16 protein-coding genes are annotated in these 17,505 nt (G+C 72.6%); 10 read left to right on the forward strand and 6 right to left on the reverse strand.

The features are described 5' to 3' along the window. The first annotated feature begins 76 nt into the window (after positions 1–76). Positions 77–1,264 carry a quinolinate synthase NadA gene (gene nadA, locus EES41_RS11720; protein ID WP_123077851.1) on the forward strand — a complete coding sequence of 396 codons (1,188 nt, stop codon included), beginning with the start codon at positions 77–79 and terminating at the stop codon, positions 1,262–1,264. A 109-nt stretch (positions 1,265–1,373) separates the two neighbouring features. Further along, the gene (locus EES41_RS11725; RefSeq protein ID WP_123077853.1) at positions 1,374–2,036 is read left to right on the forward strand and encodes a hypothetical protein; all 663 of its coding nucleotides are present in this window, start codon (positions 1,374–1,376) and stop codon (positions 2,034–2,036) included. A gap of 77 nt (positions 2,037–2,113) precedes the next feature. Here the strand turns inward: EES41_RS11725 and EES41_RS11730 are convergent, their stop codons facing one another. The 3 genes from EES41_RS11730 to EES41_RS11740 all read right to left on the reverse strand — a co-directional run bounded on the left by EES41_RS11730 (position 2,114) and on the right by EES41_RS11740 (position 6,932). Further along, positions 2,114–5,242 (reverse strand): efflux RND transporter permease subunit, encoded by a 3,129-nt coding sequence (locus EES41_RS11730; protein ID WP_123077855.1) that lies wholly within the window; start codon positions 5,240–5,242, stop codon positions 2,114–2,116. A gap of 123 nt (positions 5,243–5,365) precedes the next feature. Further along, complete coding sequence (locus EES41_RS11735; protein WP_123077857.1) at positions 5,366–6,067, reverse strand: response regulator transcription factor; 702 nt, start codon at positions 6,065–6,067, stop codon at positions 5,366–5,368. Positions 6,068–6,110: 43 nt separating this feature from the next. Continuing rightward, positions 6,111–6,932: an adenosylcobinamide-GDP ribazoletransferase gene (locus EES41_RS11740; RefSeq protein ID WP_123077859.1), complete on the reverse strand. Its 822-nt coding sequence runs from the start codon at positions 6,930–6,932 to the stop codon at positions 6,111–6,113. An 85-nt stretch (positions 6,933–7,017) separates the two neighbouring features. On the opposite strand from EES41_RS11740, the gene EES41_RS11745 reads away from it, so the two are divergent. Further along, complete coding sequence (locus EES41_RS11745) at positions 7,018–7,791, forward strand: hypothetical protein (RefSeq protein ID WP_123077861.1); 774 nt, start codon at positions 7,018–7,020, stop codon at positions 7,789–7,791. Positions 7,792–7,858: 67 nt separating this feature from the next. Here EES41_RS11745 and EES41_RS11750 read toward each other — a convergent pair whose 3' ends face one another. After that, on the reverse strand, positions 7,859–8,137 hold the full coding sequence (locus EES41_RS11750; RefSeq protein WP_123077863.1) for a hypothetical protein: 279 nt from the start codon (positions 8,135–8,137) through the stop codon (positions 7,859–7,861). A 13-nt stretch (positions 8,138–8,150) separates the two neighbouring features. Continuing rightward, positions 8,151–8,945, reverse strand: coding sequence for a PspA/IM30 family protein (locus EES41_RS11755; RefSeq protein WP_073780919.1), 795 nt, complete (start codon positions 8,943–8,945; stop codon positions 8,151–8,153). 305 nt (positions 8,946–9,250) lie between these two features. Between EES41_RS11755 and EES41_RS11760 the strand changes: the two genes are divergently transcribed. Next, positions 9,251–9,850 carry a DUF3043 domain-containing protein gene (locus EES41_RS11760; RefSeq protein WP_308299597.1) on the forward strand — a complete coding sequence of 200 codons (600 nt, stop codon included), beginning with the start codon at positions 9,251–9,253 and terminating at the stop codon, positions 9,848–9,850. 116 nt (positions 9,851–9,966) lie between these two features. Continuing rightward, positions 9,967–10,674, forward strand: coding sequence for a bifunctional 2-polyprenyl-6-hydroxyphenol methylase/3-demethylubiquinol 3-O-methyltransferase UbiG (locus tag EES41_RS11765; protein ID WP_241846340.1), 708 nt, complete (start codon positions 9,967–9,969; stop codon positions 10,672–10,674). A gap of 105 nt (positions 10,675–10,779) precedes the next feature. On the opposite strand, the gene EES41_RS11770 is transcribed toward EES41_RS11765, so the two are convergent. Continuing rightward, entirely contained in the window at positions 10,780–10,992 is a 213-nt protein-coding gene (locus tag EES41_RS11770) for a hypothetical protein (RefSeq protein WP_008738859.1), read from the reverse strand. Positions 10,993–11,119: 127 nt separating this feature from the next. Here EES41_RS11770 and EES41_RS11775 point away from each other — a divergent pair, with 127 nt between their 5' ends. The 5 genes from EES41_RS11775 (at position 11,120) to EES41_RS11795 (ending at position 17,464) form a co-directional block, all read left to right on the forward strand. Then, positions 11,120–12,325 carry a bifunctional adenosylcobinamide kinase/adenosylcobinamide-phosphate guanylyltransferase gene (locus tag EES41_RS11775; protein WP_164495809.1) on the forward strand — a complete coding sequence of 402 codons (1,206 nt, stop codon included), beginning with the start codon at positions 11,120–11,122 and terminating at the stop codon, positions 12,323–12,325. A 78-nt stretch (positions 12,326–12,403) separates the two neighbouring features. After that, the gene (gene cobT / locus EES41_RS11780) at positions 12,404–13,459 is read left to right on the forward strand and encodes a nicotinate-nucleotide--dimethylbenzimidazole phosphoribosyltransferase (protein ID WP_174261806.1); all 1,056 of its coding nucleotides are present in this window, start codon (positions 12,404–12,406) and stop codon (positions 13,457–13,459) included. A gap of 80 nt (positions 13,460–13,539) precedes the next feature. Then, positions 13,540–15,402 (forward strand): phosphatidylglycerol lysyltransferase domain-containing protein, encoded by a 1,863-nt coding sequence (locus EES41_RS11785; protein ID WP_123077869.1) that lies wholly within the window; start codon positions 13,540–13,542, stop codon positions 15,400–15,402. Next, positions 15,399–16,124: a hypothetical protein gene (locus EES41_RS42135; protein ID WP_254211408.1), complete on the forward strand. Its 726-nt coding sequence runs from the start codon at positions 15,399–15,401 to the stop codon at positions 16,122–16,124. Before EES41_RS11785 ends, EES41_RS42135 begins: the two co-directional genes overlap by 4 nt. 110 nt (positions 16,125–16,234) lie before the next feature. Continuing rightward, entirely contained in the window at positions 16,235–17,464 is a 1,230-nt protein-coding gene (locus EES41_RS11795; protein ID WP_123082397.1) for a sensor histidine kinase, read from the forward strand. The last annotated feature ends 41 nt before the right edge of the window (positions 17,465–17,505 follow it).

A 17,505-nucleotide genomic window follows, 5' to 3' on the forward strand; every position in this document is an offset into this window, starting at 1 on the left:
ATAGCGTCAAATAGACGAGAAGTCGAAGCGTCGAAGCGATGTCTTCAGAGAAGTCCCTAGTCGCAGAACAGAAAGGGTGCGTGTCGTGACCACCGCCCAGCCCTTGGACGTCCAGCCGACGCCCCTCGCCCTGCTGCTGCTCGGCCGCGAAGCCGACCCGAAGAGCGAGCGCGGGGTGGAATGCCCCGGCGACCTGCCCTCGCCGTCGGACCCGGACCTGGTGGCGCGCGCCCGTGCCGCCAAGGAGAAGCTCGGCGACAAGGTCTTCATCCTCGGCCACCACTACCAGCGTGACGAGGTCATCGAATTCGCCGACGTCACCGGCGACTCCTTCAAGCTGGCCAAGGACGCGGCCGCCAAGCCGGAGGCCGAGTACATCGTCTTCTGCGGCGTGCACTTCATGGCCGAGTCCGCGGACATCCTGACCTCGGACGACCAGAAGGTGGTCCTGCCCGACCTGGCCGCCGGCTGCTCGATGGCCGACATGGCCACCGCCGAGCAGGTCGCGGAGTGCTGGGACGTGCTGACCGAGGCCGGCATCGCCGACGTCACGGTGCCCGTCTCGTACATGAACTCCTCCGCCGACATCAAGGCGTTCACCGGCAAGCACGGCGGCACGATCTGTACGTCGTCCAACGCCGAGCGGGCCCTGGAGTGGGCGTTCCGGCAGGGCGAGAAGATCCTCTTCCTGCCGGACCAGCACCTCGGCCGCAACACCGCGGTCCGCGACATGGGGATGTCGCTGGACGACTGCGTGCTCTACAACCCGCACAAGCCGAACGGCGGCCTGACCGTCGAGCAGCTGCGGAACGCCAAGATGATCCTGTGGCGCGGCCACTGCTCGGTCCACGGCCGCTTCTCGGTGGACTCGGTCAACGACGTGCGCGCCCGGATCCCCGGCGTGAACGTCCTCGTCCACCCCGAGTGCAAGCACGAGGTCGTGGCAGCCGCGGACTACGTCGGCTCGACGGAGTACATCATCAAGGCGCTGGAGGCGGCCCCGGCCGGCTCCAAGTGGGCCATAGGCACCGAGCTGAACCTGGTCCGCCGGCTGGCGAACCGATTCGCCGCGCAGGACAAGGAGGTCGTCTTCCTCGACAAGACGGTCTGCTTCTGCTCGACGATGAACCGCATCGACCTGCCGCACCTGGTGTGGACCCTGGAGTCCCTCGCCGAGGGCAACCTCGTCAACGAGATCCGGGTCGACAAGGAGACGGAGAGCTTCGCGAAGCTCGCGCTGGAGCGCATGCTCGCCCTTCCGTAGCGGGGCCACGACCGAAGGGGCACCCCCGAGGGGGTGCCCCTTCGGCATGCGGGCCCCCGTCCGGATCACCCACCGGGCCGGGTCCGGGCGGGACGGGGATGCTGAGCCTGTGACCGAGTCCCGTCGCCGACGGTTCAACAGGCGCTTCAAGGCCGTCCACCCCTGGATCGCGACCGCCGCGGCCGCGGGCGCCCTGTGGTTCGGCTGGCTCAACTGGCAAGAGTCGAGAGAGTCTCCCGAGCTCAGGGTTGACCTGCCCTCCGTGCTGCGGATCGGCCAGGAACGGGGCGCCATGGTCTTCATCCAGCCGACCCTGACCAGTCCGAAGGAGGCCGACGAGGTCGAGGTCGTCACCTCCGCGCGCTTGGAGGCGGCCTACGCCGGCCCGCCGGGCACCGGACGGGAGTACAGGGCGCGGCCGAGTTTCTACTGGGTCGAGAACGTCTTCTGGAAGTTCAGTGAGGAAGGGAGCTTCGACCACTGGTGGAATTCCGATCCCGGCCCCTTGGTGATCAAACAGGATGAACCACAGCAGAAGACCATGTACTTCTACGCCCGGAACTGGCGTTTCGCGCCGGGTCGCTACGACCTGACGCTGACGCTCCACCGGGGCAGCGAACAGAAGCCCCTGTCCCGCCGTTTCTGTGTGACGTTCCGTGCCTCCGACCTCGTGGCCATGTCCCAGGCCGCCACCACCGACAACACGTCCTACTACCGGTTCCGCAACGACGTGCCCGGCGTCGGCGCGGAGGGTTGTCACTTCCTGTACTGAGGCGGCCCCCGGCGCACCGGAGCCCCGGCGCCCATCCGTGGGGATGCGCGCCGGGGCCCAGGGCCTACGGGAGGGGATCAGGCCTTGGCCGGGGCTTCGGCTTCTTCGGTCGCCTGGGGCGGGACGGCCGCGCGGCGGGCCGCCCGCTTCGCGCGGCGGCGCTCCCCCCGGAGCTCGACCATCGTGTAGAGCGTCGGCACCAGCAGCAGCGTCAGCAGCGTCGAGCTGATCAGGCCGCCGATGACCACGACCGCGAGCGGCTGCGAGATGAACCCGCCCTCGCCGGTGACGCCCAGCGCCATCGGGAGCAGGGCGAAGATCGTCGCCAGGGCCGTCATCAGGATCGGGCGGAGCCGGTGGCGGCCGCCCTCGATGACCGCCTCGACGACGCCGAGGCCCTGTCGGCGGTACTGGTTGACCAGGTCGATCAGAACGATCGCGTTGGTCACCACGATGCCGATGAGCATCAGCATGCCGATCATCGCCGGGACGCCCATCGGGGTGCCGGTGACGATGAGCAGGCCGAGCGCGCCGGTGGCCGCGAAGGGGATCGAGACCAGCAGGATCAGCGGCTGGACCAGCGAGCGGAACGTCGCGACCAGCAGCATGAACACGATCGCGATGGCCGCGAACATGGCCAGGAACAGCGAGCCGAAGGCCTCGTCCTGGTCCTCGGAGACACCGCCGATGGTGGCCGTGGCCCCGTCCGGCAGCTTCAGCGCCTTGAGCTTCGTCTGGAGCGTGGCGCTGACCGCGCCGGTGTTGTCACCGGTCGGGCGGGCGGTGATGGTGGCGGCGCGGGCGCCGTCGATCCGGGTCGTCGCGACCGGGCCGGCGACCTCCTTGACCTCGGCGATGTCGCCGAGCCTGGCCGGCCCGACGGGGAGCGCCTGGAGCTCGGCCAGGGTGGTGGCCGGCTGCGCGGAGCGGATGACGATGTCCCGCTCGCTGTCGTCGAGTACGGCCTTGCCCGCCGGGGTGCCCCGGACGGCCTGCGCGACGATCGCGCCGAGCGCGGCCTGGTCGAGGCCGGCCTCGGCGGCCTTGGGCGTGGCGGTCACCGAGATCCGGGGCACGGACTGGGAGAGGTCGCTCTGTACGTCGGTGACGTCCTTGAGCTTGGCCACCTCCGCGCGGACCTCTTCGGCGGCCTTGGCGAGGACCTCGCCGTCACCGGCCTTGACGACCACGCTGAGGTTCTGGTTGCCGAAGCCGTTGCCGGCGACGATGCGGGTGTCGCCGATGCCGTCGAGCCCGGCCAGCTTGCCCTCGATCTCCTTCTTGACCGCGTCCCCCTTGCCGGAGTCCTCCAGGGTGACCTGGTACGAGGCCTGGTTGGAGCCCGTACCGCCGCCGAAGGCCGCGAGGAAGCCGGAGGAGCCGACGGTGACCTGGTAGTCCTTGACGCCCTTGACCTCGGCCAGCACCTTCTCGACCTTGCGGCTCGCCTCGTCGCTGGCGGCGAGGGAGGTGCCGGGGGCCAGCTCCTGCTTGACCGTCAGGACGTCCTGCTCCCCCTGGTCGAAGAAGTTGGTCTTCAGCAGCGGGGTCATCCCGAAGGTGCCGAACAGGACGACGACCGCGATGGCCACGCTGGTCAGCCTGCGCCGGGTCGCGAAGCCCAGCACCCGTACGTAGAAGCGCTGGAGGCGGCTGCGCGCCTCCTTCTCCTCGGCCTCGCGGCGCGCCTTGGCGGCGCTCTCGGCGTCGCCCGCCGTCACGCCCTTGGGGGCCCGCAGGAACCAGTACGAGAGCACCGGTACGACGGTGAGCGACACGAGCAGCGAGGCCAGCAGGGCCGCGGTGACCGTGAGCGAGAAGGAGCCGAACAGCTCGCCGATCATGCCGCCGGTGAGGCCGATCGGCAGGAAGACGGCGACGGTGGTCAGCGTGGAGGAGGTGACCGCGCCGGCGACCTCCTTGACCGCGGTGATGATCGCGGCCTCGCGCTCCTCGCCGTAGCCGAGGTGGCGCTTGATGTTCTCCAGGACCACGATCGAGTCGTCGACGACCCGGCCGATGGCGATGGTGAGCGCGCCCAGGGTCAGCATATTGAGCGACAGGTCGCGGGTCCACAGCACGATCAGCGCGAGGACGACGGACAGCGGGATGGAGACCGCCGTGACCAGCGTCGAGCGCAGCGAGGCCAGGAACACCAGGATCACGATCACGGCGAAGAGCAGGCCGAGCATGCCTTCGGTGGTGAGGCTGGAGATGGACTTGGCGACGGCCGGGCCCTGGTCGCTGACGACGGCCAGGTCGGCGCCGGCTCCGAGGGTGGAGCGCAGCTCGGGGAGCTTGTCCTTGACGGCGTCGGAGATGGCGACGGCGCTGCCGTCCTTGTCCATCGTGATGACGAGGGCGAGGCTGGGCTTGCCGTTGGTACGGGTGAGGGAGACGGCCTTGGCGGGCTCCTGCTTCACCGTGGCGACGTCGCCGAGGCGGACGGCCGGCTTGCCGGAGCCGGGGCTCAGACGGAGGTCCTCCACCTGGGCAAGCGAGGTGAAGCCGCCGCCGACGCGGACGGTCCGGTTCTTGCCGGCCTCGTCGAAGGAGCCGGCGGGGACGGTCGCGCCGCCCGCCTGGATGCCCTTGGCGAGGGAGGCGCCGTCGAGGCCGGCGGCCGCGAGCTTGGCGTTGTCCGGGGTGACGGAGACCTGGAGGTCCCGGACGCCGTCGACGCTGACCTGCGCGACGCCGTCGATGTCCTCCAGGACGGGGACGACGGAGCTCTCCAGCTGGTCGGCGAGCGCCTGCTGGTCCTTGTCGGCGGTGACGGCGAGGATCACGGTCGGGATGTCGTCCGTGGAGCCGGCGACCACCTGGGGGTCGACGTCGGCGGGCATCCGGACGCGGGCCCGGTTGACGGCCTGCTGCACGTCGGCGACGAGCTGCTTGGTGCCGCTGTCGCCGTAGTCGAAGGTGGCCATGATGAGGGCGTTGCCCTCGCTGGCGGTCGAGGTGATGCCGGTGATGCCGTCGACGCCCTTGAGGGTGGCTTCGATCGGCTCGATGACCTGCTTCTCGACCACGTCGGGCGAGGCGCCCTCGTACGGAGCGAGCACGGACACCATCGGCAGTTCGATGGAGGGCAGCAGCTGCTGTTTGAGCTGCGGGACGGCGATGGCGCCGAAGACGAGCGCGACGATCGACACGAGGCCGATCAACGCCCGCTGGGAAAGGCTGAAGCGGGACAGCCAGGACATGGTCGTGGATCTCTCTGCAGTGACGAAGGCGCGGGCCTTCAGCCTGGCCCACGCCGGGACGCCACGGCGTCGCCCCCAGGTCCTGTCCTTATCTGGCGCATACCGCGTCCGCAGTACGCGGATCTACTCCGCCCGGGGCCGGACCAGTCCCGATTCGTAGGCGATGACCACCAATTGGGCGCGGTCGCGGGCGCCGAGCTTGGCCATCGCCCGGTTCACGTGCGTCTTGACGGTGAGCGGGCTGACCTCCAGCCGGCCGGCGATCCCGTCGTTGGAGAGACCGGCGGCCACGTGGACGAGGACCTCGCGTTCCCGGACGGTCAGCGCGGCGAGCCGCTGCGCGTGCGCGCCGGTGGCGGCGGCCCCGTCGTCGCGGCCGCCCTGCGCGAGGAAGGTGGCGATCAGGCCCTTGGTGGCGGCCGGGGAGAGCAGGGCCTCGCCGGCCGCGGCGACTCGGATGGCGTTGAGCAGTTCCTCGGGCTCGGCGCCCTTGCCGAGGAAGCCGGAGGCGCCGGCGCGCAGCGACTGGACCACGTACTCGTCGACCTCGAAGGTCGTGAGCATCACGACGCGGACGCCGGCGAGTTCGGGGTCGGCGCTGATCATGCGGGTGGCGGCGAGCCCGTCGGTGCCGGGCATCCGGATGTCCATGAGCACGACGTCGGCGCCGCGTTCGCGGGCGAGGGCGTAGGCCTGCGCCCCGTCGGAGGCCTCCCCGACGACCTCCATGTCGGGTTCGGAGTCGACGAGCACCTTGAAGGCGCTGCGCAGCAGGGCCTGGTCGTCGGCGAGCAGCACCCTGATGGTCGTCGGCGTCTCTTCCACGGGGCTGACCCTACCCGTCGCCCCGGACCCGCCGGTGACGCGCTCAGCCGAGGGCGAGGACGACCAGGGTGGTGGTCGCCGCGACCTCCGCGAGGGCGCCGAACACATCGCCCGTGACCCCGCCGAAGCGCCGCACGCAGCGGCGCAGCAGGAGCTCCGCGGCCGACAGCGCGGCGCAGAGCGCGAGCGCGGTCCGCGCGGCGGCGGGCAGGCCCAGCGGGAGGGCGGCGGCCGTGGCGGCCGCCAGGGTGAGCGCGGTGACGACGGCGGCGCGGCGGCGCGGGACCACGCCCGCGACCGCCGCGCCCAGGCCCTCGGGGCGGGCCGCCGGAACGCCGTCGCGGCAGGCCAGGGTCATGGCGAGGCGGGCGGTGACGGCGGCCAGGACGGCGGCGAGCGCCCCGCGGATCCAGCTGTCGGCGTACACGTCCGCCAGGGCCGCGGCCTGGATCAGCAGGACGAGCAGCAGCGTCACCACCCCGAACGGCCCGATGTCGGACTGCTTCATGATCCGCAGCGCGTCCTCGGCGGGCTTCGCGCTGCCCAGCCCGTCGGCGGTGTCGGCCAGCCCGTCCAGGTGCAGGCCGCGGGTCAGCGCGGCCGGTACGGCCACGGTCACCGCCGCCGCGAGCAGCGGACCGCCTCCGGCCACCAGCAGCAGCGCCCCCGCCGCGGCCGCGAGCAGCCCGACGGCCAGCCCGGCGAGCGGGGCGCAGGCCATGCCGGTACGGGCGGCCGGGCGGTCCCAGCGGGTGACGCGGGCCGGGAGCACGGTGAGCGTGCCGAACGCGAAGCGGAGCCCGTCGGCGAGCGAGGCGCGCTCCGAGGGCGGGACCGGCGGCGGATCATCGAACGAATCTGTCATCGGCGAGAACGGTACCCGCTGGTTCCGGACGGTAAATTACCCATTACGGACCAAAGGGGAGTCGCCACGACAGGGGAGCCGGCGCATGGGTCACTGGTGGTATCGGAACATCGTCGAACCGGAGAAGCTGCCGCTCCTGCTCGCGCTGCTCTCGTTCGTGACGTCGTTCCTGGTCACCCGTGTGATCACCCGGCTGATCCGGGCCGGGCGGGGGCCCTTCAAGAACATCACCCCGGGCGGGATGCACGTCCACCACGTGGTGCCGGGCGTGATCCTCGTGATCATCGGCGGCTTCGGCGCGATCGGCAGCGGCCGGCACAGCTTCGGCGGACTGGCCTCCGCGGTGATCTTCGGGCTGGGCGCGGGCCTGGTGCTGGACGAGTTCGCGCTGATCCTGCACCTCGACGACGTCTACTGGAGCGAGCAGGGCCGCAAGAGCGTGGAGATCGTGGTCCTGACCGCCGCGCTGGTGGCGCTGGTGCTCGGCGGGTTCCTGCCCTTCGGGGTCAACGACCTCACCAACGCGGAACGCCAGAGCCGCGGGCTGGTGGCGATGAACATGGCCACGAACTTCTTCCTGGCCCTGATCGCCCTGTGGAAGGGCAAGGTCCGCACCGCCTTCTTCGGGACGGTCATCCCGTTCGTCGCGCTGGTCGGCGCGGTCCGGCTGGCCCGGCCCGGTTCCCCGTACGCCAAGCGCTTCTACTCCAACCGCCCCCGGGCCCGGGCCAAGGCCGGGCTGCGCGCCTTCCACCACGACCGGCGCTGGGCGATTCCGCGCCGCAGGTTCGAGAACTTCATCGGCGGGACCCCGGATCCGGCCGTGGCCCTGGAGAAACCCCCCGCCGACAAGCCGTGAGCACGCGCGACGGGCCCGCCCCGGGAAGGGGCGGGCCCGCCCGCCGTGTCGGTGGCCCTACGCCGGTTCAGCCCGGGATCAGGCCGTCGTCGCTGAGCATCTCCTTGACCTCGTCGAGGCTCGCGTCCTGCCCGGGGAGGATCAGCTCGGACGGCTCCAGGACCTCGTCCGGGAGCGGCGCGCCGAGCCTGCGCACGGCGTCGAGCAGTGAGGCCAGCGTCCGCCGGAAGCCCTCCTCGTCACCGGACTCCAGCTCCGCGAGGAGTTCGTCGTCCAGCGCGTTCAGTTCGGCGAAGTGGCCGTCGGCCACGTCCAGCTGCCCTTCCCCCATGATGCGGACAATCATGACGGGCCCCGTCCTACTGCTTGTCGAACCGGTGCTGGGTCTGAGACGGCTGGCCGGTGCCGGGGGCGCCGCCCTCGATGGCCTGCTGCTGGGCGGACGGGCCGCCCGCCAGCTCGGCCTTCATGCGCTGGAGCTCCAGCTCCACGTCCGTACCGCCGGAGAGGCGGTCCAGCTCGGCCTGGATGTCGTCCTTGGAGCCCAGCCCGCTCTGGTCGTCGAGCGCGCCGGAGGCCAGCAGCTCGTCGATCGCGCCGGCGCGGGCCTGGAGCTGGGCGGTCTTGTCCTCGGCCCGCTGGATGGCCAGGCCGACGTCGCTCATCTCCTCGGAGATGCCGGAGAAGGACTCCGCGATCCGCGTCTGCGCCTGGGCGGCCGTGTACGTGGCCTTGATGGTCTCCTTCTTGGTGCGGAAGGCGTCCACCTTGGCCTGGAGCCGCTGGGCGGCCAGCGTCAGCTTCTCCTCCTCGCCCTGGAGGGTCTGGTGCTGCACCTCCAGGTCGCTGACCTGCTGCTGGAGCGAGGCGCGGCGGGACAGGGCCTCGCGGGCCAGGTCCTCGCGGCCGAGGGCGAGGGCCTTGCGGCCCTGGTCCTCCAGCTTGGCGGACTGTCCCTGGAGCTGGTTCAGCTGCAGCTCCAGGCGCTTGCGGGAGGTCGCCACGTCGGCGACGCCGCGGCGCACCTTCTGAAGCAGCTCCAGCTGCTTCTGGTACGAGTAGTCGAGGGTCTCGCGCGGGTCCTCGGCCCGGTCCAGGGCCTTGTTCGCCTTCGCGCGGAAGATCATCCCCATACGCTTCATGACACCGCTCATGGGCTTCGCGCGCCCCCTTCTAGACGGACTGTGCTCCAGGTCACCGACAGGACCCACAGTACGGGCCCTGCTTCCATTACCGCACTGTTCGGGTACGGATGCGCTCCTCCTCCAGGACGACTGATCCTGCGCGGTGTCAGGCGTAAGGAGTAGGTGGCCCCCCGACCCGGTCCGGGTGCGCACCGGGGAGGGCGGCCGCGCCGTGAAGACCTCACGGTCCTCACAGGGGGAAGACGCCCGCCGTTGCCGGATCGTTCCCGGCCGGGGTGGGGGCCCGCGCCCGCAACCACGTAGGCTTGGGTTTTGTGTTTGGTAGCCGCTCCTCCAAGGAAGAGAAGGCCGCCGCCACCGACAAGGTGAGCGCCGACCTCTCGCAGCCCCGTGACCCGCAGGCCCCCAAGGGCCGCCCTACGCCGAAGCGTGCTGTGGCCCAGTCGCAGCGCAAGAGCGTGGTGGCCTCGACCGGAAACCGCAAGGAGGATGCCAAGCGAGCCCGTGAGCGCCGTCGTGTGGAGATGGCCAAGCAGCGTGAGGCGCTGGCCAGCGGCGACGAGCGCTACCTGCCCACCCGTGACAAGGGCCCGGTGCGCCGCTTCGTCCGCGACTTCGTCGACTCCCGCTTCTCGGTCGCCGAGATGTTCCTGCCGCTCGCGGTGATCATCCTGGTGCTCAGCATGGTGCGGGTGCCCTCGATCCAGAACATCGCGCTGATCCTGTGGCTCGCCGTGATCGCGCTGATCATCGTCGACTCCGTCGGCCTGCTGTTCCGCCTCCGCAAGGCCCTCAGCCAGCGCTTCCCGGACGAGCCGCGCCGCGGCGCGGTGGCGTACGGCCTGATGCGCACCCTCCAGATGCGCCGGCTCCGCCTGCCGAAGCCGCAGGTCAAGCGCGGGGAACGGCCCTGAGCGGAGGGACGCCGGGGGCGTCGGGGGGGAATGTTTCCAAAGGCTGGGCCTCGGGGGGCGCCAGGCTGTGGCTGGAGGGCCTGGGCGGACTGCGCAACGCCGTCCGCCAGGAACTGGTGGGCCGGCAGGTCGACGAGCAGATCGCGCAGCGCTTCCCGGTGGGGCAGCGGCTGCGCGTCCTCGACGTCGGCATGGGCCAGGGCACCCAGGCACTGCGCCTCGCGCGCGCCGGGCACAAGGTCACGGGCCTGGAGAAGGATCCGGGCATGCTGGACGTCGCCCGCGCGGCGCTGGCCGGCGAGCCCGCCGGGATCCAGGACCGCGTCGAGCTGATCGAGGGCGACGGCCGCGAGACCGGCGCGCACTTCCTGCCGGGCAGTTTCGACATCGTGCTCTGCCACGGCGTGCTGATGTACGTACCCGAGCCGGACGCGATGCTCGCCGGGCTGGCCCGGATGCTGGCGCCGGGCGGTCTGCTGTCCCTGCTGGTGCGCAACGGCGACGCGCTCGCCATGCGGCCCGGGCTGGACGGCGACTGGTCGGGCGCGCTGGCCGCGTTCGACACCACCGACTACACGAACCGGCTCGGCCTGGACGTGCGCGCCGACCGGCTGGCCGGGCTGACCGCCACGCTGTCCGGGATCGGGGCGCCGCTCCAGTCCTGGTACGGCGTCCGGGTCTTCACCGACGGCACCGAGGCCGGGGAGCAGCTCCCGCCGGAGGACGAGCTGGAGCGGCTGCTGGCCGCCGAGGAGCGCGCCGGGCGCAGCGATCCGTACCGCGGCGTGGCCGCGCTGCTGCACCTGTGCGGCGTCCGGGGCTGAACCGGCCGCGCGCCCGTCACCACCGCCGTACGAAGCGACCCGGGCCCCACGAGGGGTCCGGGTCGCTTCGTGTCCGGGCGCCGGGCGCCTCAGGCGTCGGGCACCTCAGGCGTCCAGCGCCTCGCGCAGGCTCATCGTGTAGAGCTCCTCGCCGGAGTCGTTCGACAGCTTCACCCGCTCGGTGCCGCCCTCCAGCAGGTCCTTCCAGTACTCACCGATCCAGGACTCCGCGTCCCCCTGCGTGGTGAACTCCTCGGGAACCACCGACGGGGTCGTCTCGTCGCCGTCGGCCTTCTCGAACCGCCACGTCCACGCCATGTCCGCCTCCGTTGCTCGTCCGCTGCTCGTCCGTCGCTGTGCTGTTGCCGTGCTGTTGCTCGCCTTGAGTCTGCCCCGCAGAGTAGCCGGGCGAGCATCACTCGCGGCGACGCGGGAGGATCATCCCGTGGAACTCACTCTGCTCGGCACCGGAACACCCGAAGGACTGCCCCGCCCCGGCTGTCCCTGCGCGGCCTGCGCGGTCTCCGTGGGCCCCCGGGCCCGGGCCGCGACCGCCGTCCTGGTCGACGGGGCGCTGCTGCTCGACCTGACCCCCGGCGCGGTGCTGGCGGGCGCCCGCGCCGGGCATTCGCTGGCCGGTGTCCGGCAGGTCCTGCTGACGCACCCGCACGACGGACCGGCCGTGGAACTGCCGCCCGGGCTGCCGGCGGCGGGGCGGGTGCCCGACGGCCAGGAGCTCGCGGTGATCAGCGGGCACCGGGTCCGGGCGGTACCGATGGACGCGCCGGGCACCGGGTACGAGGTGACCGGGCCGGACGGCAGCCGGCTGCTGTACCTGCCGCCGGGCGGCGCGCCCGCGGGGACGGCCGGCATGCTCGCGCCGCGGCCCTACGACATGGTGCTCGCCGACGTACTGGGGCGGCCGGAGGCGCTGGCCCGGCTGCGGGCGAGCGGCGCGGTGGGCCCGACCACGGACGTGATCGCCGTACACCTGGACCACGACACCCCGCCGGGCCGGGAGCTGGAGCGCCGGTGCGCGGCCGCCGGGGCCAGGGCCGTGCCGGACGGGACCACGGTGCTGGTCGGCGAGTACCACGCGGTACCGGACCTGCCGCGCCGCACGCTGGTGCTGGGCGGGGCGCGCTCCGGGAAGTCGTACGAGGCGGAACGCCGGCTCGCCGGGTTCCCGGAGGTCGTGTACGTGGCCACGGGCGGCTCCCGCGAGGGGGACGCGGAGTGGGCGGCGCGGGTGGGACTGCACCGGGAGCGGCGGCCGTCGTCCTGGCGGACGGTGGAGACCTGCGAACTGGTCCCGCTGCTGGTGGAGGGCGGGCCGCCGCTGCTGGTCGACTGTCTGGCGCTGTGGCTGACCGACGCGATGGACCGGGCCGGGGCCTGGGACGACGCCGTCTGGGCGGCGACGGGTCGCAAGGAGCTGGCCGAGCGGGTGGCGGAGCTGGTGGCCGCGGTCCGGTCGACGCGGCGGACGGTGGTGGCGGTGAGCAACGAGGTGGGCTCCGGGGTCGTCCCCGCGACGGCCTCGGGGCGCCGGTTCCGCGACGAACTGGGCCGCCTGAACAACGCGGTGGCCGCCGAGTGCGAGCACGTACTGCTGGTGCTGGCCGGGCAGTCGCTGGTCCTGAAGGACTGACCGCGCAGGCGCGGACGCGCGCCGCCGGCGGGGCTTGGGGAGGGCCTCACCGGCTGTACGCTCTGGCAGATGACCACGCTGAATCTCGACGACTTCTCCGATCTGATCGAGCGCCCCGACGGGGGCGTTCGGCGTGACGCCGAGGACCGGCGTGAGCGGCTGGCCGTGCCGCCCGGGGCGTTGGGCCGGCTGGACGAGCTCGCCGACTGGCTCGCCGCCGCGCAGGGGCAGGTTCCCGTCAGGCCGATCGAGCGGCCCCGCGTCGTGCTGTTCGCCGCCGACCACGGCATCGCCGCCGAGGGCGTGTCCGGGCGGGCCGCCGGCACCGCCCACGAGCTGGTGCGCTCCGTCCTGGACGGGCGGAGCCCCGTCTCGATCCTGGCCGGACGGCTCGGCGCCTCCGTACGGATCGTCGACACGGGCCTGGACTGCGAACCGGAGCTGCTCCCCGAGGACATCGTCCGCCACCGGGTACGGCGCGGCAGCGGGCGGATCGACGTCGAGGACGCGCTGACGGTCGAGGAGGCCGAGGCGGCGCTGCGGCTCGGGATGCGGATCGCCGACGAGGAGGCCGACTCCGGCACCGACCTGGTGGTCCTCGGCGATCTGAGCGTCGGCGGCACCACCATCGCGGCGACGCTGGTCGCCGCGCTCTGCGGAACCGACGCCTCCGTCGTCACGGGCCGCGGCGGGACGCCCATCGACGACCTCGCCTGGATGCGCAAGTGCGCCGCGATCCGCGACGCGCTGCGCCGGGCCCGGCCCGTCCTCGGCGACCAGGTCGCGCTGCTGGCGGCCGTCGGCGGTACGGACGTCGCCGCGATGACCGGGTTCCTGCTCCAGTGCGCGGTGCGCCGTACGCCCGTCATCCTCGACGGGGTCGTCTCCGCGGCCTGTGGACTGGTGGCCCAGCGCGCCGCGTTCCGGGCGCCGGACTGGTGGCTCGCGGGCCAGGCCAGCGGCGAGCCGGGGCAGGCGAAGGCCCTGGACCGGATGGCGCTCAACCCTGTGCTCGACCACGGCGTCACTGTGGGAGAAGGAACCGGGGCCTTGCTGGCGCTCCCCTTGGTCCAGGCGGCCGCCGCACTCGCGGCGGAACTCCCGGAGCGGGCCGTGGAGCAGCCGACGCAATAGGCGAACCGGCACCCCGGACCCGACCGGTCCGCGGCGCCTGGACCGCCCGTGGACGGTGACGCCCCATATCATCGCGTCTCATGGGAGAGGTCCGCTTGACCAGCGCAGACACCGACCGGGGAGCCGTACCGGCGTCCGGTAGGAACAGGATCGAGACCGGCGGGGACACCGCCGGCAAGCAGGGGGGCGGCCGGGAGACCGGCAGAGGGAGCGCGCGCTCACGCCGCGCCGCCGGGTTCGCGGTCTGGTACCTGCGCGCCGTCACCTTCATCAACTTGCTCAGTGCGGTGTGGGTTTCGTTCGGGCAGGACCTGCGCCGGCACAACAGCGCCGATTTCTACACCCCTTACCTGCTGACGGCCGGTTTCGCCTCGGCCCTGTTCTCGCTGCTGCTGGCGGTCACCATGGGCCGCCGCAAACGGGCCGCGTGGATCCTGAACCTGGTGGTGGGCGGGCTGCTGCTGCTCGCCTTCGCCGTCTCGGCGTTCACCGGCTACTACCCGGAGTTCCGGGAGCACGCCCAGAACTGGGTCTCGCTGGTCCTGACCGCGGCCTTCGTCGGCGCGCTGGTACTGGGCCGCCACGAGTTCTACGCCAAGGGCGACCGCTCCAACCCCAAGCTGGCCGTGGTCGTCGCCGCCGTGGGCCTGCTGATCACCTCGCTGGTCGCCGCGCTGCTCGTCGGCGCCGCCAACATCGACCCGGACGCCTCCAAGGCCTCGTTCATGGCCCGCTGGAAGTACGGCGTGCTGCGGCTGGTCACGCTGGCCCCGAACGACGTGGACTTCAAGGCGATCACCACGCCCGGCTGGGTCGATGTCACCGTCAACGTCATGTCGATGGTGCTGCTCCTCGCCGTGCTGTTCGCGGCCTTCCGCTCGCGCCGCGCCGTCGACCCGCTCACCGAGGAGGACGAGGAGCGCCTGCGCGCCCTGCTCGCCAAGCAGGGCGACCGCGACTCGCTCGGCTACTTCGCGCTGCGCCGCGAGAAGTCCGTCATCTGGTCCCCCACCGGCAAGGCCGCCGTCACCTACCGCGTCGTCGGCGGGGTCTCGCTGGCCTCCGGCGACCCCATCGGCGACCCCGAGGCCTGGCCCGGCGCCATCGAGCCCTGGCTTGCGGAAGCCCGCGAGCACGGCTGGGTGCCGGCCGTGATGGGGGCGAGCGAGGAAGCCGGGCAGATCTACGCCCGGCACGGCCTGGACGCGCTGGAGCTGGGCGACGAGGCGATCGTCGAGACCGCCGAGTTCACCCTGGAGGGCCGCGCCATGCGGACCGTCCGCCAGGCGTTCAACCGGGTCAAGCGGGCCGGCTACACCGTCCGCATCCGCCGCCACGCGGACATCCCCGCCGAGGAGATGGACGAGCTGGTGCGCCGCGCCGACGACTGGCGCGACGGCGCGACCGAGCGCGGCTTCTCGATGGCGCTGGGCCGACTGGGCGACCCCGCCGACGGCCAGTGCGTGATGCTGGAGTGCACCGACGGCAACGGCGAACTGCGCGCCGTGCTGTCCTTCGTGCCGTGGGGCCCCAAGGGCCTGTCCCTGGACCTGATGCGCCGTGACCGTGACTCCGAGAACGGCCTGATGGAGTTCATGGTCATCGAACTCCTGGAGCGCTCAAAGGAGATCGGCGTCACACAGGTCTCACTGAACTTCGCGATGTTCCGTTCCGTCTTCGAACGCGGGTCGAAGCTCGGTGCGGGTCCGGTGCTGCGGATGTGGCGCTCCCTGCTGAGCTTCTTCTCGCGCTGGTGGCAGATCGAGTCCCTCTACCGGGCCAACGCCAAATACCGGCCGATCTGGGAACCGCGGTTCATGCTCTTCGAGAAGAGTGCGGACCTGCTGCGGATCGGTATCGCGGCGGGCCGGGCCGAAGGCTTCCTGGAGGCCCCCGGCCTGCCGAAGTGGCTGCACCGCAGACATCTGGAGACCCGTCGTTGACAGCCTGGACCGACTCCCCACCGCGGCGGTTCGCCCGCCGCGAGTGGGGGCCCCTGTTCCGGACGGTCCGCGGCGCGCTCGCCCGTGACGGCTGGCGGGCGATCCCGATGACCATCGGGGCCGTCTGCCTGACCTCGGTCTTCCAGATCGTCCAGAACACCTCCTGGGGCTTCCAGCCGGTCCAGAACCTCGGCTCCGTCAAGGCCGTCGACCCGCTGTGGCTGGCCCTGCTGCGGACCCCGCTGTCGCTGTTCGTGCCCGCGCTCGACCTGCCGGTGTGGGGCGCGCTGGCACAGATCCTGCTGGTCTTCGGGATCTCGGAGATCTGCGTCGGCTGGTGGCGCACCCTGCTCGTCGGCTACGTCGCCACCCTCGCCGGGACCACGTACGCGCGGATCGGGCTCGCGCTGGGCGCCGACCATCCGCTGGGCCTGCCGGTGTCCGACCGGATCGTCAACGACACCGGGCCCTCGGCGGCGGTGGTGGGGCTCGCGATCTACGTCTGCTGGCGCTACCGGGCGTACCTCACCGGGGCGCTGGTGGTGCTGGCGATGACCGGCGAGGTGCTGGTCAAGGACAACCTGGCGGGCAAGGAGCACCTGGCGGCCATCGCCGCCGTGATGGTGATGTGCGTGGCGCGGGCGAAGTGGGGTCCGCGGCCGGACCGGGTCCCGCCGGGGCACCGGCCGCCGCCCGGGGCCGGTGTGCCGCCGGGCACCTGACGGCCCGCCCTCCCGGGCCCGGCTCGGGGCGGCTCCCGCCGCGGGGCAGGCCGTACCGTATCCGGGTGACGACACACCTCGGGCAGCCCTTCGCCCCCACCCGGCAGTGGATGCGGGCCCATCCGCTCGCCACCGACGCCGTACTCGCGCTCGGGGCGCTGCTCTGCATGGTCGTCGGCTCCTTCGCCGATCCCCACGGGCCGCACGGCCCCACCTTCGGCACCCGGACCCCGGAGCCGTTCTCGCTGCTGCTGATGGTGCTGGGCGCGGCCGCCCTGGTGTTCCGGCGCCGCTGGCCCCGGGTGGTGCTCGCCGTGACCGCCGGTCTGTCGCTGCTGGAGCTGACCACCGGGGAGCCCCGGGCACCCGTCGCGATGAGCGCGGTGATCGCCCTGTTCACGGTGGCCGCGCACACCGACCGGCCCACCACCTGGCGGATCGGGGTGCTCACCATGGCCGCGCTGACCGGCGTGGCCATGCTGGTCGGCCCGCTGCCGTGGTACGCGCAGGAGAACATCGGCATCTTCGCCTGGACCGGCATGGCCGCGGCCGCCGGCGACGCGGTGCGCAGCCGCCGGGCGTTCGTCGACGCGATCCGGGAGCGCGCCGAGCGGGCCGAGCGGACCCGTGAGGAGGAGGCGCGGCGGCGGGTCGCCGAGGAGCGGCTGCGGATCGCCCGGGACCTGCACGATGTGGTGGCCCATCACATCGCCCTGGTCAACGTGCAGGCGGGGGTGGCCGCGCACGTCATGGACAAGCGGCCCGACCAGGCCAAGGAGGCCCTCGCCCACGTACGGGACGCCAGCCGCTCGGCCCTGAACGAGCTGCGGGCGACGGTCGGGCTGCTGCGGCAGAGCGGAGACCCGGAGGCGCCGACCGAGCCCGCGCCCGGGCTGGCCGTGCTGGACGACCTGACGGCCACGTTCCGGCACGCCGGGCTGCCGGTGCGGGTGATGGTGCAGCTGGACCGGAGCCGGGACCCGCTGCCGTCGGCGGTGGACCTGGCCGCGTACCGGGTGATCCAGGAGGCCCTGACCAACGTCCGCAAGCACGCGGGCCCGGGGGCGAAGGCCGAGGTCAGCGTGGTGCGGGTCGGGGCCTCGGTGGAGGTGACCGTACTGGACGACGGGGGCGCGGGCCCGGACCCGCTGCCGGCGGGGGGCACGCCGGCCGGAGCGGGGCCCGGCGGCGGCGGAGACGGGGGCCGCGACGGTGAGGAGGGCGGCGGGCACGGCCTGCTCGGCATGCGCGAGCGGGCCACCGCCCTGGGCGGCTCCTGCTTCGCCGGCCCCCGCTACGGGGGCGGCTACCGGGTCCACGCGATCCTGCCGGTCGCCTAGGAGCGGCCAGGCCCTGTCGTCAAAGTGGCGCCTGGCCCGCG

The organism is Streptomyces sp. ADI95-16, assembly GCF_003721495.1.
In the GTDB taxonomy this organism is placed as follows: domain Bacteria; phylum Actinomycetota; class Actinomycetes; order Streptomycetales; family Streptomycetaceae; genus Streptomyces; species Streptomyces goshikiensis.